The organism is Marinitoga sp. 38H-ov, from assembly GCF_011057715.1.
Lineage (GTDB): Bacteria > Thermotogota > Thermotogae > Petrotogales > Petrotogaceae > Marinitoga.
Map to the genome: position 1 here is coordinate 1 of NZ_LNGH01000044.1, position 25,875 is coordinate 25,875.

Genomic DNA, 25,875 nt, shown 5'->3' on the forward strand with positions numbered 1-25,875 from the left:
CGTATAATCCCTTTGGATATATTTCCCAACCCATTTCTGTTTTTGGTAAATTACCTTCAACATGCTTAAATTTCAATGAATGATTTTCATCATATGCTATCAATTGTCTGGAATAATAATTTACTCCAAAAAAGTCTATTTTTTGAGATATAATATCAAAATCATTTTTTGGTATGTCTATTTTCATATTTTGTAATGAAATAACTGCTTCTTCTGGATATTTCCCAAATATTATTGGATCATGATACCATCCATTTATATATTGATCAACTAGATTTGCAGCTTGTATATCTTTTTCATCATTTGATACCGGTTCAATTTTACTTACTACATTTGTAATACCTATTTTTCCATCTTTTACTGTTTCTCTAAATACAATAACAGCTTTACCGTGTGATCTTAATAAATTATGAGCTACATAAAATGACTCTTGAAAATTTCTATGCCCCGGTGCATGTTCTCCAGTAAAATATCCTAAAAATGAAGAACACCAAGGTTCATTTAAGGTTATCCAATGTTTAACTCTATCTCCTAGTTTGTTAAACATTAATGCTGCATAATCTTGAAAATAATTTGCTATATCAGGATTTAACCATCCATTCTTCTCTTTGTATAAATACAATGGTAAATCCCAATGATATAATGTAATAAAAGGTGTAATATTATTTTCTAATAATTTGTCAACCAGTCTTTGATAAAAATCTATTCCTTTTTCATTTGGTTTAATACCATCAGTCATTACTCTTGGCCATGAAATAGAAAATCTATATGCATTAACACCAATTTCTTTCATTATTTCAATATCTTCTTCGTATCTATTATAATGATCACAAGCAACATCTCCATTATCACCATTTTTAGTTTTACCTGGGGTATGAGAAAATTCATCCCATATCGATAAACTTCTTTCTTCTATCCCACCTTCAATTTGATATGATGCTGTTGCTGTTCCAAACTTGAACCCTTGAGGGAATTCGCTTTTTTTCATAATACTACCTCACTTTCACTATATGATTCTCTTCAAATTCATAGTATTTATTATCATAATTTTTATTATTAATATAAAATTTTTCAATTTCTTTTTCAACTGTTTCTGGTATAAACTGCTCATTTGAATCCCATTTTTTATCTATTTCTGGAACAGAATTTAATATCATTTTTGTATAAGGGTGAATAGGATTATTATATACACTATACGTATCACCTTGCTCTACTATTTCTCCTTTATACATTATTAAAGATTTATCGCTTAAATAATATCCTAAAGATAAATCATGCGTAATAAATATAATAGACATTCCTGTGTTTCTTCTAATATCTGATAATAAATTTAAGACATCTATCCTTGTAGAAGCATCTAACATACTAATCAACTCATCAGCCACCAATATCTTTGTATTCATCAATAAAGCTCTTGCTATTAATAACCTTTGTAGTTGGCCACCACTTAATTGATGAGGATATTTTCCTAAAATATTTATAGGATTCATGCCAACTTGAGTTATAACTTTTTCAATTTTTTCATTTCTATTTTTTTCTTCAGGATAAAATCTATCAAAAATCATTTTAAAAACCCTATCAACTTTAAATAAAGTATTAAAAGAAGAGAATGGATCTTGAAATATCGCCTGTACATTTCTATAATATTCTTTTATATCTTTTAATTCCCATATATTTTTATTAAAAAAATATATATATCCATATGTAGGTTTCAATAATCTTAATATCATTTTTCCTACAGTTGTTTTCCCGCTCCCACTTTCTCCAATCAAAGATATTATTTCACCTTTCTTTATTTTAAAAGAAACATTATTTACGGCTTTAAATCTTTTGTTTCCAAAAAAATCTTGCCCAAATTCTTTTGTTACATTTTTTAATTCCATATATATTTCACTCATTATTTTCACCTACATTCCAACAGGCAACTTGATGTCCATCTTCATAACTTTTAATAGGTGGATTTTTTAAACATTTTTCATTTGATATTGGACATCTAAATCTAAATCTACAACCTTCTTCTATATTTAAAAGATTTGGCGGTGTTCCTTTAATACTTGATAACTTTTTTTCTTTTATTCTAATATTACTTTTTGGTATTGCATTTATTAGAGCTTTGGTATAGGGGTGTTTAGGATTAGATAATATAGTTTCTGTTTTTCCTATTTCTGCTATTCTTCCTGCATACATAATTAAAATTCTATCAGCTATTTGATTAAGTACCGCTACATCATGAGTTATAAATATCATAGATTTTACTATATTCATATCCCTGAATTTAACTAACATATTACATACAAATCTTTGAGAACTAACATCTAACGCTGAAGTTACTTCATCAGCAATTAATAAATCTGGATCTAATAAGGTAGAAATAACCATAATTACTCTTTGTTTCATACCTCCTGATAATTCAACAGAATACCTTTCTATTATATCTGGATCTAAATTGACCAATTTCATTCTTTTTTTTACTTTATTAAAAAAATCTTTATTGGGTTCTATTCCATGTTCTTTCACTAAATCAGAAATAAATATTTTTATTTTTTTTGTGGGACTAAAAGCATCCATAGCATATTGAGGAATAATTGAAATATTTTTATATCTAATATTTTTCATTTCTTTTTTTGATAAAGACATAATATTAACATCATTTAAAATTGCTTCTCCAGAAATATAATTCATAGGTGGTTTTAATAATATTAAACTATTCCCTAATGTACTTTTACCACAACCTGACTCGCCCGCAATACCTAAAATTTCCCCTTCATTTATATGAAATGTTACATCATCTATAGCTTTTACATATCCATTTAGAGTTTTATAATAAATTTTTAAATTTTTGACGTCTAAAACTTTGTTCATTAATATCACATCTCCCGCAATTTAGGATTAAATACTTCATCTAAACCTGTATTTATGAAATATAAGGAAGTTACTAATAAAGTAATAACTAAACCAGGTATAATAGCCCACCACCACATACCAAGCTGGATTGCATTCCAGTCTCTAGCAACTTGCATTATTAATCCTAACGATATTCCTTTTGTAGGACCTAATCCAATAAAATCCAAAGTTACTGCAGATAAAATTGCTCCTCCAAATTGAAGAATATAAACCATAAATATATATGAAAACATATTGGAAGCAATATCTTGTAAAATTATTTTTCTAGTTGGCAATGCAGAAATTCTAGATAAATTTACAAAATCTTTATTTTTTATAGACATTGTCAATGATCTAATAGCTCTTGCTGTCCAAGGCCAATTAGTTAAGCCTATAATCACACTTTCAAAAACCATTCCTCTAAAAGATAAATATGCTGAAATTATTATCAAAATAGCTAAAGTAGGAATAACTAACATTATATTTGTTATCATCATTAAAGATTCATCTACCCATTTACCTTTATATCCAGATAAAAAACCAATAAAAAGACCTATTATCGTTGCAAGAGTTCCACCAAAAAAGCCAACAAAATAAGAGCTACGTAATCCATATACCAATTGTGTATATAAATCATGACCAAAGATATTTGTCCCAAGCCAAAATTCTTTACTTGGCGGCATATATCCTGGCCCAGCATATTCTAAAGGATCATATTTTGCAAAATAAGGCCCTATCAGACCTAATAGAAGAAAAAAAACAAATATAATTATCCCTATAACTACTTTTTTATTTTTTAAAGCAAAATAAAAATGTTCATATTTTTTAAAATTCATTCTAAACCTCCTCGATATAAGAATATCTTATTCTCGGATCAATAAATACATATATTATATCTACAATAAAATTACCAACTAAAACCATTATTACAATAATTAAAAAAATTCCTTGAATTAAAAAATAATCTTGATTTTGTATTGCTTGTAGCAATAAAAAACCCAAACCTGGATAAGAAAAAACACTTTGTGTCGTTAAAGATCCTAAGATTATTGTTCCTAATTGCAAAGCTAATCCTGTTACCTGAGGTAAAATAGCATTTCTATATGCATAACTTCTAATTAATTTATCAGATGCCCCTAATGACTCCATATATTTAGAATAATTTGATCCCATCTCGTATATAATCATATTTCTCATACCTATTGCCCATCCACCCATCATTACTAAAAATAATGATAAAAATGGCAAAGCTAAATGATATAAAAAATCCAAAATAAATTCTAATGTAAATGAAGGAGTTATTGTATAACTATATGCACCTGATAACGGAAAAATTGGTATTATAAAACCTAAAACCCAAGCCATCAATAAAGCCATCCAAAAATAAGGTGAAGATGTTAAAAAAAAGAAAATTGGTATAATAGAATTATCTGTTTTTTTATTTATAGCTGCTAGAGCTCCTAATTTATTTCCAACAATCCAGCTTAATATAATAGCTGGAACTAATAATAAAATATCATATATTATAGATCCTTTTATTATTTCTACAACGCTTTTTGGATACAAAAACACACTAACTCCCAAGTCTCCTTTAAATAAGGAGATCCAAAAATTAATATATTGCTTCCACAATGGTTGATCTAAACCAAACGCTTTAGTAAAATACGTATTTAATTTTTCCGTTGCTTCAGGAAGTCCTGAAAATCTTGATAATAAAAGAGAAACTGGATCCCCAGGCATAAATCTAGGAATTGCCCAATCAATAGAAACTGCTACAAAAAATGTTATTAAATATATATAAATTTTTTTTCTTAAATATTTTCCCATTATTATCCTCCTACTTATTTATATGCTCCAACTCTTTTGAGCTGGAGCGGTTTTATATTTTTATTTTACAGATTTTAAATTTAATAACATAATGTTTCCTCCAACTTGCCATCTACCTCCCCATAATGATGGCCAGGCTACAGGGGTTTCTTCAATAGGATAATTTGTCCAATATTTTTCATTTGCTTGGAACCACATTCCGTTATACCAAAGAGGAATGACTGGCATTTCTTCTAAAAATATTTTTTCGATATTAGATGCAATTTCTTTTCCTTTTTCTTCATCTTTTGTTCTATTAAATTCATTTACTAAATCAAATAATTCTTGATTAACGTATCTTCCCCAATTTCCACCATATTCTTTTTCATTATTTACTTGATTTGATTCAAATAACCAATTAAAATATGTCCAAGGGGTAGATGAAACATTACTATTGAAATTATTAATTAACATATCAAATGTTGCCGAATTCATATCTTCCATGTATTTTCCATAATCAGGGAATTTAGGTTCAGCTTTAATTCCTATTTTTTCAAAATCAGCTGAAATATTTTTTATAGACTCCATCCAATCTGTCCATCCAAAAGGAACAATAATTGTTAAGTTAATTTTATTACCATCAGGCGTTTCTCTATAACCATCATTGTCAATATCCTTATAACCTGCTTCATCTAAAATTTTATTTGCCATAGCCGGACTATATGTAAATCCATACTCTTCTACTATCTTTTCATCATAATACTTCATCCATGATTCAATTGGTAAAAAACCTAAAGGATTTGCTTTTTCCACCTGAAATTCAAAAACTCTTCTTATAATAGGAGAAATATTAATTGAATAAGCTAATGCTTTTCTAAATTTAGGATCATCCATTGGTTTCTTTCTTGTATTTAAAAATAATAATGCGGTATTATCTGATAACATGTAGGGTGCATCTTTAAACCAGGTTTTTATACCGTAAATATTTTTAACTGATGGAACACCTGGCAAAAAGAAATTACTTACATCTAATTCACCTTTCATCAACATACCTAATGCAACATTATTTGAGAATATTTTTAATTCAACTAAATATTTTGGTGCTGGAAGGCCAAAAATATCTTTACCCCACCAATTATCATTTCTTTTGAAAATCATTCTATCATCTGTTTTATCATAGGCCAAATACATACCAGAACCAATAGGATTTTCATTTGCTAATGTAACAACATCATCTATAGGGTATTTTTCCCAAATATGTTTAGGTATTATAGAAATTTGATATAACTGATAATTCCATTCATGATATCTTGGGTCCGAAAATTCAAAAACAAGTTCTGTGTTACTCAATTTTTTTATATTTTTCATCCAATTCCATATAGAAGAGTAAGTAATTCCCGTGTTCATTTTAGCAATTTCAAAAGTATAAATAACATCTTCTGCATTTAATATTTCTCCATCTGTCCATTTTAAATTATCTCTTAATTTTAAATAATAATGTGTATTATCTTGCCAATAACCTTTTTCAGCCAACCAAGGAATAAATTCATTTGTTAATGGATCGTATGCAAATAATGTTTCATAAATCCCCCCTACTGTTCCTGGAACAGCCGCCCATGGCGTTAACGGATTCCAGTTAGAAGGAGCATTCCATAATCCCCCACCAAAGAAAAATGTTTCTTCACGTTTCAATGTTTCAGAATATGATGTTACGGTTAAAACCAATAGCATAAATACAATAAAACAGTTTTTCCAAAAAGATTTCATAATTAACCCTCCTTATATGATATTAAACAATTTCATTGTAACATGAAAAATGTTTCATGAAAAAATTTCAACTAGTTTCATATATTGTTTTATATCTATTTATTTTTAAATAAATTAATAAATCTTATTTGTTTGCATATTTTTAATATTTTAGTAATAAAGTTAATTAATACTATTTTATAGTTGACAATAAAAAAGAAAAATGTTATAATCAAAAAAAATGACCGGAGGTCAGATATATTATATGCCAAGACAAAATTATAATGAAGATCAAGTACTAAAAAAGAAAAAATATATAATGGAAATTGCAAAGGATATTTTTTACAAAAAAGGGTATGAAAATACGTCTATGATTGAGATTGCTAAAAAGGCAAAGATGGCAAAAGGTACTATATATTTATATTTTTCTAGCAAAAAAGATTTATTTTTTTCTTTAGTATATGAAGGGTTGAAGATTTTAGAAAAAATGATAAAAAATAGTATAAAAATATCTAAAAATGGATTAGATAAAATTTTAAATATGGGAAGAGCATATATACTATTTTATAGAAAATATCCTGAGTATTATAGTTTTATAATAAAATATGAATCGGAAAAAGCTGATTTAAACTCTAGTGAAGATTTTGTTATTAATTCTTATGAAAAAAGTGAAAAAATATTTGATATCTTAAAATTAGCAATTAAAGATGGAATAAATGACGGAACAATTAGAAAAGATATTGATATTAATAAATTATCTTTATTGCTATGGTTACAAACAGTTGGTATAGTACAGCAATTTGAATTAAGAAAAAAAATGTACGAAAATTGGACAGAAGATTTTTCAACAATTTTAGATTTTTATATAGAGTTTATGGAAAAAACTTTAAAAAAATAATATTGTTTTTTATTTTAAAATTAAGTGACCGATGGTCATTTAAAGAAAGGGTGAATACTTATTTTTAAAAGATTATTAATCGGGAATTTAGAGATCAAGTATCCAATAGTTCAAGGTGGAATGGCTGTAGGTATTTCTTTAGATGGATTAGCTTCAGCGGTTGCTAATGCTGGAGGCATCGGGGTTATAGGAACAGCTGGTATTGGTTTTTTTTCTGAATTAAAAAATTATAAAGAGGCTAGCATCGACGGTTTAAAAAAAATTATTCGAAAAGCTAAAGAAAAATCTAATGGTGTTATTGGTGTTAATATTATGGTAGCACTTACAAATTACGGAGATATGGTAAAAACCGCTATTGATGAAAACATTGATATTATTTTTTCTGGTGCTGGTTTACCTTTGAATTTACCTTCTTTTTTAAATAATAAGAAAAAAACAAAATTAGTTCCAATTGTTTCCTCTTTAAAAGCAGCACAAATTATTGTAAAAAGATGGTTATCTAAATATAATTATCTTCCTGATGCATTTGTTCTTGAAGGACCTTTAGCTGGAGGACATTTAGGTTATAAAGACAATGAATTATTTTTAGAAAAAAATAATTTAGAAAACAATATTCCCAAATTAAAAGATTTTCTAGATAATTTAGAACATAATTATGGGAAAAAAATACCTCTTATTGCTGGTGGTGGTTTATATTCTAAAGATGATGTTGAGAGAATTTTATCTTTAGGAGCTGACGCGGTTCAAATTGGAACAAGATTTATTGCTACTGAAGAATGTGATGCTAATATAAAATTTAAAGAAGTAATAATAAATGCTAAAGATGAAGATATTGCTATAATAAAAAGTCCTGTTGGATTACCAGGAAGAGCAATAAGAAATGAATTTATTGAAGCCGTTGATAAAGGTGAGAAAAAACCATATGAATGTAAATATCATTGTATTAAGACATGTGATTTTAAAACAGCTCCATATTGTATTGCCAAGGCATTATATAATGCAGCAATAGGGAATATTAATGAAGGGTTTGTTTTTACTGGTAATGCAGTTTCAAAAATCAATGAAATACAGAAGGTTGAAGATATTATAAAAGAATTATTTGAAAGCTAAGGAGGAGATAAAATGGATAAAAAAGAATTATTTGAAAAAGTAAGAGAAATTATGGCTGAAAGTTTAAGTATTGAAAAAGAGAAAATAACCGAGGAAGCAAATTTAACAGATGATTTAGAATTAGATTCATTAGAATTAGTAGATTTAACAATGGATTTTGAAAATGAATTAGGAATTTCTATTGATGATTCTGAATTAGAAAAAATAAAAACAGTTGGAGACATTGTAGAGCTTTTATCAAATAAAAACTAACACCTATTCCTCTTTTTGGAAATGGAAGAGCTTTATCGCTCTTCCATTATTTGTATAATTTATTTAAAGTTTATATCTATCAAAAAACTCATCTTCTGTTAATATCTGAATACCTAATTTTTTTGCTTTTTCAAGTTTACTTCCAGCGTTGTTCCCAACAACAAGAAGATTTAATTTTTTCGTTACCGAATCTTTGAATATACCACCATTAATTTCTATTAGCTCTTTGAATTGACCTCTTGTCATTTTTTTCAGCTCACCTGTAACGCAAATTTGCATATCTTTAAATATTCCATCATTTTCTCTTGACTCATAATACAGCTTAACTCCATATTTTTTTAACTCATTAATAATATTTATTGCATATTCATTTCTAAAAAAGTCATAAATAGATTGCGCAATATCAGCTCCTATTCCGTCAATAGAAATTAATTCATCATACTCTGCTTTCATTAAATTATCTATATTATTGAATTTTTTAGCTAAATCTTTTGCTATTTTTTTACCTACATTTGGTATTCCTAATGCATATAGCACTTTATCGAGACCACTTTGTTTGGAATCTTCTATCTGTTTTAATATTTTGCTAATCATTTTAGGACCAATACCATGTCCCAAAGTAGCCAATTTAAAATGATCTAAATTATATAAATCGGAAATTTTTTCTATTAGATTAGCTTCCACTATTCTATCTATTAATTTCGGTCCTAAACCTTGGATATTCATCGCATCTCTAGAAACCCACACTTCCAAACTTCTTTTGAGTTTAGCCTTACAAAGAGGATTTAAACATCTTATAGCAACTTCTGAATGGTTTATTTTACCTACTTTTCCTCCACAAACAGGACATTCTTTAGGTTCTTCGATAATAACTTCATTACCGTTTCTTTTTTCAGTTAATACTGTAACTATTTGTGGAATTATTCCTCCAGCTTTCTCAATCTTTACATAATCATTTATTCTTATATCTCTTTCCTTAATATAATCAAAATTATGTAAACTTGCTCTTTGTACAGTAGATCCATCTAAAAACACTGGTTCAAAAATAGCAACAGGTGTAATAATACCTGTACTACCAACTTGAAAAATAACATCTTTTATTTTTGTAACAGCTTGTTCTGCTGGAAACTTAAAAGCAATAGCCCATCTTGGACTTCTAGATGTATTTCCTAATATTCTTTGATCTTCAAAATTATTAATTTTAACAACTACACCATCTACATCATATTCCAATTTACCTTTATTATCTATCCAGTATTTCCAATAATCAATTATCTCTTCTACAGATGCAACTTTTTTTGTATGAGGATTAATTTTAAAACCCAATTCCTTTAAAAAACACAATGCTTCATACTGAGTTTTTAAATTATAATTTTCTGGAGATAATATGTAATATATAAAAGAATCTAAATGCCTTTTGGAAACCTCTGTTGTATCCAACAATTTTATTGTTCCTGCAGTAGAATTTCTCGGATTCGCGAAAATAGGTAATCCCTCATCTTCCCTTATCTCATTAATTTTTAAAAATTCTTTTTTGGGCATAAAAATTTCTCCACGAACTTCTATATTTATATTTTTATTTAATTTTAAAGGTACACTCCTAATAGTTTTTACATTATCAGTAACATCATCACCAGATATTCCATTACCTCTAGTAATTGCCTGAGTAAGCAAACCATCTTCATAACGCAAAGAAATCGATATTCCATCAATTTTCAATTCACATGTGTATTCAATATTATTTCTATTTAAAGATTTATTTATTTTATTTATAAATTCTATAATTTCTTCTTCATTATATGTATTATCTAGACTTAACATAGGAGTTGTGTGTTGCACAGTTTTAAACTCATTTATAATTTTTCCTCCTACTCTATAACTAGGAGAATCTGGAGTTTTTAAACCAGGAAATTTTTCTTCTAATTTTATAAGTTTATTAAATAATTTATCATAATCACTATCAGATATTAACGGATTATTTAATACATAATAATAATAATTATATTTTTCAATAACTTTTTTTAATTCAACGTATTCTTTTTTTATGTTTTCTGGTATCATAATATTCCTCCATTAATTATCTTCAATTAAATTTATATTTTCTATATTATCTATATATAAAAGTTTTTTTTCTAATTCGGAGATATATCTGTTTGAAATATTTTTAAATGTAAAATATAATATTCCTTCATCTTTTTGAGAAAAATCAATATTCTTTAAAATCAAACTTTCATTATTTTCTATAACAGAAATAATTTTATCAATGTTATTTTTACCCTTCAATACAATCTCTAATGTAATTTCATCATTTAAATGTTTAGAAAATTTATTAACATATAAAATTATTAATGTAGCTACCAAAGAAATAAAACCTATGTAATATTCACCTGCACCAAATGTCATTCCAATAGATGCTGATACCCATAATGTTGCAGCAGTTGTAAGCCCCTTTACTTTATTACCATTTTTCAGTATTGTTCCAGCACCTAAAAATCCAATCCCAGAAACAATTTGTGCAGCAATTCTTCCTGGATCTCCTATTTTATTTACAGGATCATAAAATGATATTATAGATATTATAGTAAGTATACATGCTCCCAAAGATAATAATGCATGTGTTCTTATACCTGCAGGTCTATTTATTTTTTCTCTATTATACCCAATTACAGCCCCAGATAATGAAGAAAAAAATATTTTTAATATTATTTCATTAAAAGGCAAAAGAATCATCTCCTAATCTTCTAAAACAACTATTGATACAGCATAGTTTTTCTCATGTGAAATAGATATATGAATATTAAAATTAAAGAATTTTTCTTTCAAATAATTTAGCGAACTATCATCTAAATAAGGGCGTCCATTTTCATCATTTAATATAGAAATTTTTTTATATGGAATAAAAGTTCCAAAAGCTTTAATAATAGATTCTTTTAGAGAAAATCTTCCAGCAATAAATTCTTTTTTTCTTTTTTCACTAGAAAATTTTTCTAATAAAACTATTTCTTTTTCACTTAAAATTTTTCTTTCAATACCAAATTCTATTCTTTCAATTTCTATGATATCTACACCAATACCTTTTATCATTCAAATATCATCCTTATATCATCACCATTTTGAATTTTTTCGTTAAAACTAAATATTTCTCTTCCATTTAAATAAATTTTATATTTTGTAAACTTAGAAATATCAAAATCAATATGTAATAATATATCTAATAATTTTTTTTCTTTTTCATGTTTTTCTACTTTTATTTGCATACCATCATATACATAACTATTAATATCTATATTGTTATTATTTTTATCCTTAATAATTATTTCTTCTGTTGGAAGTTCTATTCTATTACCGTTAAGAGTTATAGATATATATTTATCTGCTTTAATATCAATAAATTCACTTATTTTAGGAATATTTATCTTTTTTGAATTTAAAATATCACCATCATAGATTTCATCATTTTCATGTAATATTTGATCTTTTCTCAAAAGAATTTGACCACTTGGAATCTCATATGAATTATTATTTATAGAAAATCTAATTAATGATGAGTTTAAATTTAACGATTTTACGGTGGGGTTTTTCAACTTGATTTTATCTCCATCATTTAATTCACTATCAATTGAAACCTCGATTCCATTTTTTATAATATTTGGATATACTGTAAATTCTTTTTTATCTATATATATTTTGTATGGTAAAATTATATCCTTTAAATATATCTTCTTAAATTCACCATTTTTCGGTTTACCTACTTCTATTATATCACCTGGTTTTATTGGAGAATTTAATGTTGCAGCATGTCCATTAATTTTTATCGGAGCCTCTCTTCCTTTTTCACCTGGAATAAATTTTAATTCACCATTTATTTCATATGATATTGCAGGAGCTGGTTTCCCTACTAAATCATTAATAGTAAATCCCGCCTGTAACAATGCTTGTATAACTGATATATTACCTCCAACAAGCATCATATTAATAGGTTTGTTATTAACCATAACTTTTGCAAATACATTACCCTCATTTTTATGGGCTACATAAGCAATCCCCACAGGAGTAACAAATTCACTACCTTCCATAGTTTCTTCTTCAAATCTAACATAATCAATATTTTTTATATCTTTTAATGTAATTCTATTTCTAGACAAGTTCAATTTTATTGCTAATTTATCGATAAAACCTGGTGCTTTTGCACCTCCGCCTACTACCATAACTGCTATTGGAGATTTTCCATTTAATTCTAATATTTTCTCTGCTATCCTTGATGTAATTTCTTCAATAATAGGATCAATTATTTTTATAATATCTGCTTTATCGATTTCATGTTCAAAATCTAATATGTCTTTATATTTAATTATATTATTATCATTATCATTTAAAGATCTTTTAATTTTTTCTGCAATTTTAAAGTCTACAAGTAATTCTTTAGAAATAGCTTCTGAAATTTCATCACCAGCCATTGGTACCATACCATATCCTATTATTGTACCATCTTTTGAAATTGCAATATCACTTGTTCCTGCACCGACATCAATCATGGCAATATTTAATGTTCTTAAATCTTCAGGAACTATTAAATTCATTGCAGCAATAGGCTCAAGTGTAATATGAACAGGTTCTAAATTGTTTAATTCTAAAACCGCAAGCATTGCATCTACAACATTTTTAGGAAGAAAAGCAGCTATAACCTTTACCTTAGCAGCATTACCCTTTTGACCTTCCAATTTTTTTATCCATTCACCATCTAATTCATAATATAATACAGAATACCCAACACAATAAAAATTTTTTTCTATTTCTAAATTTTCAACAGCTTTTTTAACCGCTTCTAATTCCAAAGATTTAACTAAGTTAATATCTATATATTTATACTTGCTAATATCTTGTTCATACTCACCAACAGTTGTAACTAAAAAACGCCCAGCTAAAGCAACTGCAACGTTTTTTATATCATTATTCTTTTCTTTAAGTTTAGAAATTACTTTTTCAACCCCTTTTGAAACTTTTGTAACATCATGAATTTGACCATCAAGCATTGCTCTATTCTCATGCTCTTTTACAGCAAAATCTTTAATAATTATTTCAGAATCTTCATTCATTTCAGAAATAACACCAACAATAAATCTCGTTCCTATGTCTAATGCGAACATAATTACACCTCCACAAAGGTAACACCTGTTCCCCCTTCGTTATCATTTCCCAATCTAAAAGATTTTATCTTTTTGTTGTTTCTTAAATAATTCCATATACCTAAAGCCAATTTTCCTGTCCCTTTACCATGAATTATGTATCCCCCATCTAAATTTGAAGCTATTAAATCTGAAATAAACATTTCAACTTCTGGTATAGCTTCTTCTACGGTCATACCTCTAATATCTATTTCATTTTTTATTTTTTTTACAATAGGAATATTATATTTTTTTATGTTCTTATCTTCTTTTATTTTCTTTTCAATTTTAATATCATTAATAGACACCTCAAGTTCAAAAGGTTTATCTAAAAATTTTACAAAAATTTTATCTCCATTTACTTTTATTATTTTCGCTTTCTCACCTGAAATAGATACAATATCTCCTGGTCTAATATTTTTATTTTCTTCTACTTTTTTCTGAACTTTAAATTTTTTAAGTTCATTTTTTTTACTTTCAACCTTTTTATTCAATTCTCTTATTTTACTAATATCTTTTTCAGTTTTTAAGATATTTATATAAGTATCAATTTCATTTTTCAAATCCCTTAAATAATCATTATATTTTTTTATTTCTTTATCTATTTTTTCAATTTCTTTTTTCTTTAAAATTTTTAGCTTTTCTTCTAAATCTTGTTTTAAGGAAATTACTTCTTTATGTTTTCTTTCATGTTCTTTTTTTTCTTTTTCAAGTTCTTCGTATATTTGGGTCAAATTTTCTAATATTTTCTCGTCATATACTTGTTCTTTACTCAAAAAATTATTAGCTTTTAATAATATATCCTTTGGTAATCCTAATTTTTCTGCTATATCCAAAGCATGAGATGCACCTGGAACTCCCACTAATAATTTATATGTTGGGGAAAGGGTTTCTTTATCAAATCCCATAGATGCTGAGACTAAAAAATCATTTTCTATAGAAAAAGTTTTTACTGCAGATAGATGAGAGGTAATGAAAAATATTGATTTTACTTCAATTAGTTTTTGTATAATAGCTATTGCAAGAGCAGACCCTTCAATTGGATCTGTTCCAGTTCCTAACTCATCTATTAAAACCAAAGTTTTATCATCAATATTATCAAGAATAAATTTTAAATTTTTTAAATGTGATGAAAAAGTACTCAAAGTTTGTTCAATACTTTGTTCATCTCCAATATCAGTAAAAATCTTTTCAAAAAAAGGTATTTTTGCATTAAAAGATGGTATAGGTAAAACAGCATGAGAAAATAAGACACTTATACCAACAGATTTTAATACAACTGTTTTTCCACCTGTATTTGGTCCTGTAATTATCATTCCAAATTTATTATCAGGTAATTTTACATTTACAGGTATAACTTTTTCTTTTTCTATTAAAGGATGTCTAACTCCATCTAATAATAATACTTTTTCAAATTTGGAGGGTTTTGAAAATATATAATTATTTTCTTTAGCATACCTTATTTTTGCATTTAAACCATCAATATACTCAATTATTTTTATACTTTTTTTTATGTTATACAAATTTTTAGATATTTCCAAAAAAATTTTTCCTAAAATTCTAGCAATTTCAGCTTTTTCAGAAGCTATTAAATCATTTAGTTCAGAATTCAACTTGCCAATTTCATATGGTTCAATATAAACAGAAACACCTGTATCAGAATATGCAATAATTATACCATTTATTTTATTTTTATGCTCAGCTCTTACAACAATACAATATCTATTATTTTTCAAAGTAGGTTGATCTAAAGAAACATATTTATGATATTTTGATATTATTCTTTTTAATGAAGTATATAATGCTTTTTTGGTGTTTTCAATTTTTCTTCTTATTTGTCTTAAATTATCACTTGCAGAATCTTTTACTTCGCCATCTTTATCAATAGATTTATCAATCAATCTTATTAAATCTATAGTATTAGGAATAGAATAAAATATTTTTTCAATATATGAAAATTCTTTTAAGTTATTCCTATTTTCATTAATCAAATTAATAGCTTGAGATAAAAAATCAGAAATTCTCCTATATTCTATAGGAGATAAATAATTTTTATTCTCAAGTTTTTCAATTTCTAAATAAATATTTGGAATACCCCTTAAATCTATATCTCCATATTTTGTAGAAAAATTATTATAATCTATTAATATATTATATTCCTCTTCTAACTTATCAAAATTAGTAATATATTCAAAATTATTTCTTATATATTGTTTCCCATATATTGACATTGAATAATTAGCTATTTTATCCAAAATTTTATCTATTTCTAAATCTTTATATGTTTTTTGATTCATTAATTAAAAAAGCACCTCCACCCCTAATGAAACAGGAATATAATTTACAGTAACCATATTATTATTTGTAGTAAAGTATCGTGATTCATATCCTATAAATCCAAATGTATTTAAAGAAGATATTTTATATGATATTCCCAAATTTATATTTATTGTCGTAGAAAGATTATTAAATTGATCCTCAGTATGTATTCCTCCTAAAGCCATTACATTAAACTTTGTATTAAAAAGAAAATCTGTGTTATATAATGTAATTATACCTAATTCATATCCAGCACTTTCTATATCAGCATTTAAATTAATCATATCAGTATTATTTAAATTATTATATATAGTATAACCAAAATATGGACCAAATAACATCTCAGGAGAGTCTTCTGCAGGATACATTATTGCAACTTTTAAAGAATAATAATCTGATTTAAAATTTTCATCCCAATTTAAATCTAATGAAGTTGAATTTGATGTAACACCATATGTTCCAAAAGTCATTAAATTAAATGAATATCCATATACTATTATAAGGATAAAAGAAAAGATTAAAAATTTTTTCATAATTTCTCCCCTTTCATTTATTTTTTATTTTTGAGTTTAAATGTATAACTTCCTTTATTTTAAATGGCTTTACTACATAGTCATCAAGCAGTTCTTTCCTAGTCCCCTGAGGAATAAACTCATCTTCAACTCCAAAAGTGAATAAATTACAATTAATATTATTTTTTATAATATAATTTTTTATCTCTTCATTAAATCCGCCCTTTAAACTATTTTCTTCAACAGTGATTATGTTAATATCATTCTTAATATATATATTTAAAATATATTCATCAATATTTTTGATACTTCTTACACCAATAATTGTAGCCTCTAATTCATCCCATAATTCTTTATATTCCTCAATTAATTGACCTACAACAAATACTACATTATTTGCATTTTTTCTTTTTATTACTTTCCAAGAATAATCAACAATGCTAAGATTACTTAAAATATCTTCTATATTAATTTCCTCACCACCACGTGGAAATCTAATAAATGTCGGTTTATCAATATCTTTTTTTATTGATGTATAGACCATATTAGCAAGATCTTGTGCATTTAAAGGGGTTAATATTTCTATATTAGGTATCAATCTCAAATAAGATATATCAAAAACCCCATGATGAGTTGGACCATCTTCACCGACAACACCTGCTCTATCTAATAAAAATAATACAGGAATTTTCTGCAAAGCTATATCATGTATTATAGAATCGAATGCTCTTTGCATAAATGATGAATAAATATCAACTATCGTAAATGTTCCTGAAAGCCTTGTAGCTCCAGAAGCAGTAACAATAGAAGGTTCTGTTATTCCTAAATCTATAACTTTATCAGGGAATTCTTCTTTGAGTATATTTAATCCTGTTCCATCTTCCATTGCAGCTGTATAAGAAATAAAATCTTTCTCAAACGCTATATGTTTTAAAGTATACCCAACAACTTTTGAATATGATAATTTTTCTGATTTTTTATTACTTACCCCATGAAATTTAGTGGGGTTTTTTTCAGCAAAATCCAATCCTTTTCCTTTAACAGTTTTTAAATGTAGGATACATGGGCCATCTTTATAATTTTTTATAAATTCAAGATATTTTTCTAATTCTTTTATATTATGTCCATCAACAGGCCCATAATATTTTATTCCCATATCTTCGAATATTCCTAATGCATTATTATAAACTGTATGTTTTATACCTTCTTTAACCTTTTTTAATGCACTTTCTATATCTTGACCTACGTCTGTACTTTCTAAAGAACCTTTAATTTTTTCTTTAAAAGAATAATAATCATTTGAAATTCTAATTTTATTTAAAAGTTTTGCAATTGCACCTACATTTGGAGAAATAGACATTTCATTATTTAAAAGAATAATTTTTATTTTCGAGTCAATAGATTTTAATTGATTTAACGATTCTAAAATCATACCACTTGTCATTGCACCATCACCAAAAATAGCTATTATATTTTTATCTATATTCTGCTTTTTTAAACCTAATTCATAACCAATAGCCGCCGCCACTGATGTTCCTGCATGACCAGCTCCAAAATAGTCATATTTACTTTCAAAAATATTAGTAAATCCGCTTATTCCATTTCTTTGCCTTAATGTTTTAAAACTCTCCCATCTTCCCGTTAGCAATTTATGAATATATGCTTGATGACTTGTATCCCAAATAATTACATCTTTTTCAGGATCAAATATTCTATATAGAGCTAATGTTAATTCAACAGTTCCTAAATTAGAAGATAAATGACCTGTATTTTTCGTTACAGTGTTATATATATAATTACGTATTTTATTAGCAAATCTATTTAATTGTTCATAATTCATTTTCCGAATCGCATGATATAATGGTTTTTCATTCAATTAAATCACCTCATAAACGTTTGAATTCTTCTTTTGCTATTCTATCCAAAATTCCATTAATAAATTTTGCACTTTTTTCATTAGCATATTTTTTTGATAATTCAACTGATTCATCTAAGATAACTTTTGGCGGAATATCTTCTCTATTTTTTAATTCAAAAATCCCCATTCTAAGAATTGTTTTTTCAATATTTGCAATTCTTTCAAATTCCCAATTAATTAAATATTTTTTTATTAATTCATCATATTCATTTTTATTAAAAAATATATTTTTCAAATAAATTTCTGCTTCTTCTATTAGGCTTTGAGGGACCTTTTTATTGTTTAAAAGGTCCCTCAATAATGCTAAAATATCATCATACGAAATATTATCATTAAAATCAAGTTGGAAAATACTTTCTAAAACCGCTTCTCTTATTTTTCTTCTTTTAGAAATCAATTTTCAACACTCCCATTATTTTCTTCTGAAATCTCTATTTCATTAACTTCGTTTTCTACCTCTTCAATATATGTCTCTACTTTAGGAACTACTAATCCATCCAATACTATATCAATATTTCTAACAGGAACTTCTGTCATTTTTTCTACTTCTGTTTTTAAAAAGTCTTGCAAATCTTTTGCAAATTTAATAATACTAGTTCCATACTTTGCTTTTGTTTTTAAGTATATTGATATTGTCTCATCATCATTTTCAACTATTTTTATCATTTTTGTTAAATCTTTTTCATTTAATTCAAAATCCGGAACTTGTTCTTTGAAAAAAAGCTCATATGATTTTATGGCCAATTCCTTCAAAGCAGTATCTGTAAACTCTAACTCTCCAAATTGATTATGTTCATTTATGGCCATCTTTATCCCCCCTCTCAGGCTCTTTCTAAATACTCTCCTGTTCTCGTATCAATTTTAACTTTTTGCCCAACTTCAACAAAAAACGGAACTGTTGTCTTTAAACCTGTTTCTAATATCGCAGGTTTTCCTCCTCCAGAAGCTGTATCTCCTTTAAAATTAGGCTCAGTTTCAGTAACTTCAAGAACTACTACTGTTGGTAATACTATACCTACAGGTTTTTCATCGTAAAAAGTTAATGTTACTTCTAAATTATCAATTAAAAAATCTTTTGCATCTGAAACATCTTCTTCTGATAATAAATATTGCTCATATGTACTTAAATCCATAAAAACATAATTATCTCCGTCATGATATAAATATTCTGCTGGTCTGTAATCTAAAGCAGCTTCCTCTACTTTTTCTCCAGAATTAAAATTTTTATCAATAACATATCCTGTTTTTATGTTCTTTAATTTAGTTTTAATAATTCCACTACCTCTACCCGTGAAATGTTTTTGCATTCCTAAAACTCTGTATAGTTCTCCATCTAATAATATAATCATACCTTTTTTTAAATCTCCTACTACAACCATTTTTTTTCCTCCTCTTAAAATAATCTATATTATAAAATAATTAGAGATTTATCAAATGAAGTTATTAACTCGTATCCGTTTTCTGTAACTAAAACATCATCTTCAATCCTTACTCCTAAATCCCCAGGCAAATAAATCCCCGGTTCAATAGTTATTATGTCACCTGGTTGAGAAATTTCTTCAGACATATAAGAAACTCTTGGACTTTCATGCACTTCTAATCCTAAACCGTGACCTAATCCATGAGAAAAGTATTCGCCATATCCAGCTTCTGAAATAATATCTCTCGCTATTTTATCTAAATCGCTATATTTCATACCAGGTTTAACGGCCTCAACCGCTGCTTTTTGAGCTTTTAATACTATTTCATAAATTTGTTTGTGTTTATCACTAATTCCTTCTGTAGCAATAGTTCGGGTTATATCTGAATTATATCCATTTGCATATGCTCCAAAATCAATTACAATAAATTCTCCAGAACCTATTTTTTTATCCGAAGCTATCCCATGTGGTAATGCTCCTCTTGGCCCAGAAGCTACAATTGTATCAAATGCATAATTGTCAGCACCAAAAATTTTCATATTATACTCAAGTTTAGCAGCAAACTCTTTTTCTGTCATACCTATATAAAAGCTATCTAAAGTTTCTTGTAATGCTTTTTCTGCTATTATTGCTGCATTTTTAATAAATTCAACTTCTTCACTGGATTTTATTCTTCTCATTTCTAAAATTATCTTTTCAGATGGAATAAATTCATAATCTCCTATTTTCATTAAAGTATTTAAATAGATATTAGATGATATAGTATTTGATTCAAATCCAATTTTTGCACCCTTAGGTAATTTTATAATATTAGTTAATTCATCTAGTAATTTTTTCTTAAATAACAAAGGTTTTACTCCAGTTTGTTTTTCAGCCTGTTCTGTATATCTTCCATCAGTCATAAAAACTACATCGTCTTTAGTTATATAAACAATTGAAAATGATCCAGTAAAACCAGTTAAGTAATAAGATGTTGGTTTAGATGAGCTTTCAATATTTACTACCAAAAAAGCCTCAAGACCATTTAATTCCATTTTTTCTCTTAAATCATTAATTCTTTTTTCAAACATTATTTTCCCCCTTTATTTTAATTATTGATATAATTATATCATAACTAAAATAGTTTTAATTGATTTTGATTTTTTGTAAGTTTTTTCCTTTTTATATTTTTCATAGATTTCAATTTACTTTCAAACTCTGTTTTATTAGATATTTCCCCCATAACTTCTTTAGCTCTAATTATAACTTCATCTGGTATTCCTGCTAATTTAGCAACTTCAATACCATAACTTTTATCACTTATACCGTCTTCTATTTTATGCAAAAATATTATACCAGATTCAGTTTCTAAAACCTTTACTCTTTTATTAATAATTCCATCATAAAAATCATTTAACATAGTTAATTCCATATAATGAGTAGCAAAAATTGTATATGATTTTAAAACTTGATATATATATTCTGAGGTAGCCCAAGCCACACTTATTCCATCAATAGTTCCTGTTCCTCTTCCAACTTCATCTAAAAGTATTAAACTATTTTCATCTGCATTATTTAATATACTTGATACCTCAGACATTTCAACTAAAAATGTGGATTTACCACTTACAACATCATCTTTAGCCCCTATTCTAGTAAAAATATTATTTAATACTGGAAGTTCCGCGTATTCAGCAGAAACATAAGAACCTATTTGAGCCATTATTGAAATAATCCCTATTTGTCTTAAATATGTAGATTTACCACTCATATTAGGTCCTGTTAATATAACAAATCTTTTTTCATTATCAAGTTGAATACTGTTCGGGGTAAAGTTTTCTGAATATTGTTCAACAACTGGATGTCTCCCATTGATAATAGTAAATTTTCTATTATTGAAAATAGGCCTTACGTATTTATTTTTTATTGATACCTCAGCAAACCCTCTTAATATATCAATTTCAGATATTTTGAGAGATACATTTTTTAAATCATTAACATATTTTTGAAGTTTTATAATTAAATCATTATATATTTTATTTTCTATTTCATTTATCTTCTTTTCTGCGACTGAATATTTTTCTTCTAAATTTCTTAATTCTTCTGTTATAAATCTTTCAGAATTTACTAATGTTTGCTTCCTAATATAATTTTGAGGTACTTTATCTATATTAGCTTTTGTAACCTCTATATAAAAACCATATATTTTATTCCTAGAAACCTTTAAATTGCTTATTCCAGTTTTTTCTTTTTCTCTTTCTTCTATCTCCTTCAAAAATACAGAAGAATTTTCAAAAATATCTTTATATTGATCTAATTCTTTGTTAACTCCTCTTTTTATAACTTTACCAGTCCCAACTTGTGTGGTTGGTTCTTCCTCGATTGCATCATATAATAATTTCTTTAAATCATCAAGTTCATTTAATAGTTCTAAATTTAACTCACTTAATAATTCATTTATGTATGGTATAACCTCTAATGTTGTTCTTAATGCTATTAAATCTCTAGGTGTAGCTCTAAATAGTGAAATTCTTGAAGATATTCTTTCTATATCTCTTATAGAACTTAAATATTCTTTCATTTCTTCCATAATTAATGGATCATTTCTAAATAATTCAACTACATTAAATCTTTTTTCAATTTCATTTTTATCTATTAATGGTCTGGAAATCCACTGTTTTAAAGTTCTTGCACCCATTGAAGTTTTGGTGTATTTTAATATATCATATAATGTTTTCCCTTTGTTTTCTTTAGTTGGTAATAAACCTAAATTTATAATTGTTGTTGAATCCAAAATCATATTTTTTGAACTTTTAAATCTTTTCGGAAACGAAAAATATGTTATCTTCTGCTTTTGAGTTATTTCAAGATATTTAAAAACTGCTCCTAAAGAGATTAGTTCAAATTCATTTAAATTCAAAATATCCAAATTTATAATTCCATAACTTTCTTTTACTATTTCTTCGTAATTATTATTAAAATACCATTCATCCAATTCCTCTATATATATATCTGGACGAATATTTTTAATTTTTTGTTTTAAATTTCTTGTTTTGGTGGAAATTAATATTTGAACAAATGAATATGATGAAATAAAATCATATATTTCATTATCTGTAAAATTAAAAGAATCTATGTATAATTCACCGGTACTAAAATCAAAAATAATAAATACATATGTTCCATCTCTATTGGCATTTATTAAAAGAGAATATCTATTGTTTTCATCAATCATGCTTTCTTCTACTACTGTACCAGGTGTAAGTATTTTTGTTACTTCTCTTTTTACAATTCCGCTTGCTGTAGATGGATCTTCAACTTGCTCGCAAATCGCAACTTTAAATCCTTGGTCTAACAACTTTTTTAAATAATTATCTAATGCATGATAAGGTATACCGGCCATTGGATGCCCGTTTCTTTGAGTTAAAGTTATTTGTAAAGCCTCGCTAGTAACCTTCGCATCTTCAAAAAACGTTTCATAAAAATCCCCTAATCTAAATAATAAAATGCTATCTTCATATTCTTTTTTTATTTCAAGATATTGTCTTATCATTGGAGTTAAATTACTAATATTATCACCTTCTTAACCCTCAAAAGTAATCAATATATTAGGGCGCATCAGCGCCCTAATATTATTTTATTTCTTTTCTATTTTTTATAACTTTATCTATTAAACCGTATTTTAAAGCTTCTTCTGCTGACATAAAGTAATCTCTATCTGTATCTTTTTCTATTACTTCTATAGGTTGTCCTGTATGATCACTTAATATGCCATTTAACATTTTTTTAATTCTTAATAATTCTTGTACTTGTATTTCAACATCTTTAGCAGTACCTTGTGCGCCACCCCAAGGTTGATGGATCATAATTCTTGAATTAGGCAATGCAAATCTTTTACCCTTTGCTCCAGCAGCTAATAACACCGCTCCCATAGATGCTGCTTGACCTATACAAATAGTAGCGACATCAGGTTTAATATATTGCATTGTATCATACATTGCTAAACCAGCAGTAACTGATCCGCCTGGACTATTAATGTACAAATAAATATCTTTTTCTGGATCTTGTGCTTCTAAAAATAACAATTGAGCTACAACTAAATTTGAAATATAATCATTAACTTCTGAGCCTAAAAATATAATTCTATCTTTTAACAATCTCGAATAAATATCATACGCTCTCTCATATCTACCAGTTGATTCAACAACTACTGGAATTGGCATACTCATTATTCCATCACCTTCCTCATTTTTTCTAATACTTTATCAATTGATAATGCCGTTAAAAACATATGTCCACTATCGGTAAAAATTATTGATTTTACACTTTTCCCATAAGTTAAATCTACTAAACTTGTAGTATTTTGATGCTCTTTTTTTAATCTTTTATAATGTGAAAAATTTTCTGGTATAATAGAATGGATTCTTTCTGCAATAATAAAAGAATTTTTTGTTACATTAATGATAGACATATTTTCACCTCCATGCATTATATTATACACAAAAAATATTAAAAAATCAAAACGGAGGCGATAAAATGAGTGAAAATATTTTTATAGATGAAGCAATTATTACAGTTTCTGGAGGTAAAGGTGGAGATGGAATTGTTAGTTTTAGAAGAGAAAAATTTGTTCCCAAGGGAGGCCCAGATGGTGGGGATGGCGGGGATGGTGGAAATGTTATAATTGTTTCAAAAATAGAAAAAAACACTTTAACTGATTTTAGATTTAAAAAGAAATTTAATGCAGAAAACGGAAAAAACGGGCAAGGCAAAAAAATGCATGGAAGAAATGGAGAAAATATGATTATTGAAGTTCCTGTCGGAACATTAGTATATGACTTTGAAACTAACGAATTAATTGCAGACTTAAAATATCCCAATCAATATGTCGTAGTAGCAAGAGGAGGCAAAGGCGGAAGAGGAAATATTCATTTTGTTAACTCTAAAGTTCAAGCTCCAACAATAGCCGAAAAAGGTGTAGAAGGTGAAACAAGAGTATTAAAATTAGAATTAAAAATATTAGCAGATGTTGGTATTATTGGATTTCCGAATGTAGGAAAATCTACGTTAATTTCTGTTATCTCAAATGCAAAGCCAAAGATTGCAAATTATCATTTTACTACATTAATACCTAATTTAGGTGTTGTTGATATGGGCGATGGAAACACTTTTGTGGTAGCTGATATTCCTGGATTAGTTCCTGGCGCTCATGAAGGTACAGGGTTAGGAGATAGATTCTTAAAACATGTAGAAAGATGTTATTGTTTGGTACACATTTTAGACATTTCAGAAATAGAAGGAAGAAAAGCTATTGATGATTATTATACTATAAGAAGTGAGTTAGAAAAATTTTCACCTAATCTAGCCCAAAAATTAGAAATTATCGCCGCTAACAAAGCTGATTTATTAGATCAAGAAGAATTAAATAAAAGAATTAAAAATTTAGAAGTCGCTTTAAATAAAAAAATAATACCTATATCTGCTGCTACAAAACAAAATATAGATATTTTATTAAATGAAATATGGGAAAATATTAAAGAAATGAGAATTGATAGACAAAAAGAAATACTAGAATCCATTAAAAATGCTCCTGAAAAAATTAAATTAAATATAAAACCTATTGATGTTGAAATACCTAAAAAGGTAAGATTTGAAATAATAAAATGGGATGAAGGTATATATGAAATTACTGGGCATGATGTTGAATTATTATTAAAAAGATATCCAATTGATCAAAAAGATGCGCGAATTAAAATTTTAGAAATATTAGAAAATAGTGGTTTAGAAAAAACTTTGAAAAATTTAGGTATAAAAGAAGGAGATACTGTATACTTAGGTAATTTTGCATTTGAATATATGGAGTGAT

General features: G+C 26.7%; 24 protein-coding genes. 4 read left to right on the plus strand and 20 right to left on the minus strand.

Annotation, left to right across the window (positions count from 1 at the left end; translation table 11 throughout):
* From AS160_RS09405 to AS160_RS09430, 6 genes are all read right to left on the minus strand, one after another.
* A partial coding sequence (locus tag AS160_RS09405; protein WP_165148143.1) for a family 1 glycosylhydrolase occupies nt 1–988 on the minus strand: 988 nt, incomplete at its 3' end.
* A gap of 4 nt (nt 989–992) precedes the next feature.
* Nucleotides 993–1,898 carry an ABC transporter ATP-binding protein gene (locus tag AS160_RS09410; protein ID WP_165148146.1) on the minus strand — a complete coding sequence of 302 codons (906 nt, stop codon included), beginning with the start codon at nt 1,896–1,898 and terminating at the stop codon, nt 993–995.
* The gene (locus AS160_RS09415) at nt 1,891–2,862 is read right to left on the minus strand and encodes an ABC transporter ATP-binding protein (RefSeq protein WP_165148149.1); all 972 of its coding nucleotides are present in this window, start codon (nt 2,860–2,862) and stop codon (nt 1,891–1,893) included. The genes AS160_RS09410 and AS160_RS09415 overlap by 8 nt, the downstream gene beginning before the upstream one ends.
* Nucleotides 2,863–2,867: 5 nt before the next feature.
* Nucleotides 2,868–3,719 carry an ABC transporter permease gene (locus AS160_RS09420; protein WP_165148152.1) on the minus strand — a complete coding sequence of 284 codons (852 nt, stop codon included), beginning with the start codon at nt 3,717–3,719 and terminating at the stop codon, nt 2,868–2,870.
* 1 nt (nt 3,720) lies between these two features.
* Nucleotides 3,721–4,710, minus strand: coding sequence for an ABC transporter permease (locus AS160_RS09425; RefSeq protein WP_165148155.1), 990 nt, complete (start codon nt 4,708–4,710; stop codon nt 3,721–3,723).
* Nucleotides 4,711–4,770: 60 nt separating this feature from the next.
* A complete protein-coding gene (locus tag AS160_RS09430; RefSeq protein WP_165148158.1) occupies nt 4,771–6,456 on the minus strand; it encodes an ABC transporter substrate-binding protein in 1,686 nt (561 codons plus the stop codon).
* A gap of 244 nt (nt 6,457–6,700) precedes the next feature.
* Here AS160_RS09430 and AS160_RS09435 point away from each other — a divergent pair, with 244 nt between their 5' ends.
* Genes AS160_RS09435 through AS160_RS09445 form a run of 3 tightly spaced genes read left to right on the plus strand, consistent with a single transcriptional unit; the run spans nt 6,701 to nt 8,695 of the window.
* Nucleotides 6,701–7,333, plus strand: coding sequence for a TetR/AcrR family transcriptional regulator (locus AS160_RS09435; RefSeq protein ID WP_165148161.1), 633 nt, complete (start codon nt 6,701–6,703; stop codon nt 7,331–7,333).
* A 60-nt stretch (nt 7,334–7,393) separates the two neighbouring features.
* On the plus strand, nt 7,394–8,443 hold the full coding sequence (locus tag AS160_RS09440) for a nitronate monooxygenase family protein (protein WP_346774434.1): 1,050 nt from the start codon (nt 7,394–7,396) through the stop codon (nt 8,441–8,443).
* A 12-nt stretch (nt 8,444–8,455) separates the two neighbouring features.
* Entirely contained in the window at nt 8,456–8,695 is a 240-nt protein-coding gene (locus AS160_RS09445) for an acyl carrier protein (protein WP_165148164.1), read from the plus strand.
* Between the two features lie 63 nt (nt 8,696–8,758).
* Here AS160_RS09445 and ligA read toward each other — a convergent pair whose 3' ends face one another.
* The 14 genes from ligA to AS160_RS09515 all read right to left on the minus strand — a co-directional run bounded on the left by ligA (nt 8,759) and on the right by AS160_RS09515 (nt 24,480).
* Nucleotides 8,759–10,756 (minus strand): NAD-dependent DNA ligase LigA, encoded by a 1,998-nt coding sequence (gene ligA / locus AS160_RS09450; protein WP_165148167.1) that lies wholly within the window; start codon nt 10,754–10,756, stop codon nt 8,759–8,761.
* A gap of 12 nt (nt 10,757–10,768) precedes the next feature.
* Nucleotides 10,769–11,425, minus strand: coding sequence for an MgtC/SapB family protein (locus AS160_RS09455; protein ID WP_165148170.1), 657 nt, complete (start codon nt 11,423–11,425; stop codon nt 10,769–10,771).
* 3 nt (nt 11,426–11,428) lie between these two features.
* On the minus strand, nt 11,429–11,779 hold the full coding sequence (gene acpS, locus AS160_RS09460; RefSeq protein WP_165148173.1) for a holo-ACP synthase: 351 nt from the start codon (nt 11,777–11,779) through the stop codon (nt 11,429–11,431).
* A complete protein-coding gene (locus AS160_RS09465; protein ID WP_165148176.1) occupies nt 11,776–13,842 on the minus strand; it encodes a cell division FtsA domain-containing protein in 2,067 nt (688 codons plus the stop codon). Before AS160_RS09465 ends, acpS begins: the two co-directional genes overlap by 4 nt.
* 2 nt (nt 13,843–13,844) lie before the next feature.
* On the minus strand, nt 13,845–16,157 hold the full coding sequence (locus AS160_RS09470) for an endonuclease MutS2 (protein WP_165148179.1): 2,313 nt from the start codon (nt 16,155–16,157) through the stop codon (nt 13,845–13,847).
* A 3-nt stretch (nt 16,158–16,160) separates the two neighbouring features.
* Entirely contained in the window at nt 16,161–16,712 is a 552-nt protein-coding gene (locus AS160_RS09475) for a hypothetical protein (protein ID WP_165148182.1), read from the minus strand.
* A gap of 13 nt (nt 16,713–16,725) precedes the next feature.
* Nucleotides 16,726–18,567 (minus strand): 1-deoxy-D-xylulose-5-phosphate synthase, encoded by a 1,842-nt coding sequence (gene dxs, locus AS160_RS09480; RefSeq protein WP_277601310.1) that lies wholly within the window; start codon nt 18,565–18,567, stop codon nt 16,726–16,728.
* A gap of 10 nt (nt 18,568–18,577) precedes the next feature.
* A complete protein-coding gene (gene nusB, locus AS160_RS09485) occupies nt 18,578–19,006 on the minus strand; it encodes a transcription antitermination factor NusB (protein WP_165148185.1) in 429 nt (142 codons plus the stop codon).
* Nucleotides 19,003–19,416, minus strand: coding sequence for an Asp23/Gls24 family envelope stress response protein (locus tag AS160_RS09490; protein WP_165148188.1), 414 nt, complete (start codon nt 19,414–19,416; stop codon nt 19,003–19,005). The genes nusB and AS160_RS09490 overlap by 4 nt, the downstream gene beginning before the upstream one ends.
* Nucleotides 19,417–19,430: 14 nt before the next feature.
* Nucleotides 19,431–19,988 (minus strand): elongation factor P, encoded by a 558-nt coding sequence (gene efp, locus AS160_RS09495; RefSeq protein ID WP_165148191.1) that lies wholly within the window; start codon nt 19,986–19,988, stop codon nt 19,431–19,433.
* Nucleotides 19,989–20,017: 29 nt separating this feature from the next.
* Nucleotides 20,018–21,100, minus strand: coding sequence for a Xaa-Pro peptidase family protein (locus AS160_RS09500; RefSeq protein WP_165148194.1), 1,083 nt, complete (start codon nt 21,098–21,100; stop codon nt 20,018–20,020).
* A gap of 44 nt (nt 21,101–21,144) precedes the next feature.
* A complete protein-coding gene (mutS, locus tag AS160_RS09505) occupies nt 21,145–23,562 on the minus strand; it encodes a DNA mismatch repair protein MutS (RefSeq protein WP_165148197.1) in 2,418 nt (805 codons plus the stop codon).
* A gap of 79 nt (nt 23,563–23,641) precedes the next feature.
* A complete protein-coding gene (gene clpP / locus AS160_RS09510; RefSeq protein ID WP_165148200.1) occupies nt 23,642–24,238 on the minus strand; it encodes an ATP-dependent Clp endopeptidase proteolytic subunit ClpP in 597 nt (198 codons plus the stop codon).
* Nucleotides 24,238–24,480, minus strand: coding sequence for a DUF370 domain-containing protein (locus tag AS160_RS09515; RefSeq protein ID WP_165148203.1), 243 nt, complete (start codon nt 24,478–24,480; stop codon nt 24,238–24,240). Before AS160_RS09515 ends, clpP begins: the two co-directional genes overlap by 1 nt.
* 65 nt (nt 24,481–24,545) lie before the next feature.
* On the opposite strand from AS160_RS09515, the gene obgE reads away from it, so the two are divergent.
* Nucleotides 24,546–25,874: a GTPase ObgE gene (gene obgE, locus AS160_RS09520; RefSeq protein ID WP_165148206.1), complete on the plus strand. Its 1,329-nt coding sequence runs from the start codon at nt 24,546–24,548 to the stop codon at nt 25,872–25,874.
* Nucleotide 25,875: the final 1 nt, after the last annotated feature.

Excerpts from the sequence above, each read along its gene's own strand:
- AS160_RS09410 (WP_165148146.1), bottom strand. The coding sequence starts at position 1,898 with ATGAGTGAAATATATATGGAATTAAAAAATGTAACAAAAGAATTTGGG.
- AS160_RS09415 (WP_165148149.1), bottom strand. The coding sequence starts at position 2,862 with ATGAACAAAGTTTTAGACGTCAAAAATTTAAAAATTTATTATAAAACT.
- AS160_RS09420 (WP_165148152.1), bottom strand. The coding sequence starts at position 3,719 with ATGAATTTTAAAAAATATGAACATTTTTATTTTGCTTTAAAAAATAAA.
- AS160_RS09425 (WP_165148155.1), bottom strand. The coding sequence starts at position 4,710 with ATGGGAAAATATTTAAGAAAAAAAATTTATATATATTTAATAACATTT.
- AS160_RS09430 (WP_165148158.1), bottom strand. The coding sequence starts at position 6,456 with ATGAAATCTTTTTGGAAAAACTGTTTTATTGTATTTATGCTATTGGTT.
- AS160_RS09435 (WP_165148161.1), top strand. The coding sequence starts at position 6,701 with ATGCCAAGACAAAATTATAATGAAGATCAAGTACTAAAAAAGAAAAAA.
- AS160_RS09445 (WP_165148164.1), top strand. The coding sequence starts at position 8,456 with ATGGATAAAAAAGAATTATTTGAAAAAGTAAGAGAAATTATGGCTGAA.
- ligA (WP_165148167.1), bottom strand. The coding sequence starts at position 10,756 with ATGATACCAGAAAACATAAAAAAAGAATACGTTGAATTAAAAAAAGTT.
- AS160_RS09455 (WP_165148170.1), bottom strand. The coding sequence starts at position 11,425 with ATGATTCTTTTGCCTTTTAATGAAATAATATTAAAAATATTTTTTTCT.
- acpS (WP_165148173.1), bottom strand. The coding sequence starts at position 11,779 with ATGATAAAAGGTATTGGTGTAGATATCATAGAAATTGAAAGAATAGAA.
- AS160_RS09465 (WP_165148176.1), bottom strand. The coding sequence starts at position 13,842 with ATGTTCGCATTAGACATAGGAACGAGATTTATTGTTGGTGTTATTTCT.
- AS160_RS09470 (WP_165148179.1), bottom strand. The coding sequence starts at position 16,157 with ATGAATCAAAAAACATATAAAGATTTAGAAATAGATAAAATTTTGGAT.
- AS160_RS09475 (WP_165148182.1), bottom strand. The coding sequence starts at position 16,712 with ATGAAAAAATTTTTAATCTTTTCTTTTATCCTTATAATAGTATATGGA.
- AS160_RS09490 (WP_165148188.1), bottom strand. The coding sequence starts at position 19,416 with ATGGCCATAAATGAACATAATCAATTTGGAGAGTTAGAGTTTACAGAT.
- efp (WP_165148191.1), bottom strand. The coding sequence starts at position 19,988 with ATGGTTGTAGTAGGAGATTTAAAAAAAGGTATGATTATATTATTAGAT.
- AS160_RS09500 (WP_165148194.1), bottom strand. The coding sequence starts at position 21,100 with ATGTTTGAAAAAAGAATTAATGATTTAAGAGAAAAAATGGAATTAAAT.
- mutS (WP_165148197.1), bottom strand. The coding sequence starts at position 23,562 with ATGATAAGACAATATCTTGAAATAAAAAAAGAATATGAAGATAGCATT.
- clpP (WP_165148200.1), bottom strand. The coding sequence starts at position 24,238 with ATGAGTATGCCAATTCCAGTAGTTGTTGAATCAACTGGTAGATATGAG.
- AS160_RS09515 (WP_165148203.1), bottom strand. The coding sequence starts at position 24,480 with ATGTCTATCATTAATGTAACAAAAAATTCTTTTATTATTGCAGAAAGA.
- obgE (WP_165148206.1), top strand. The coding sequence starts at position 24,546 with ATGAGTGAAAATATTTTTATAGATGAAGCAATTATTACAGTTTCTGGA.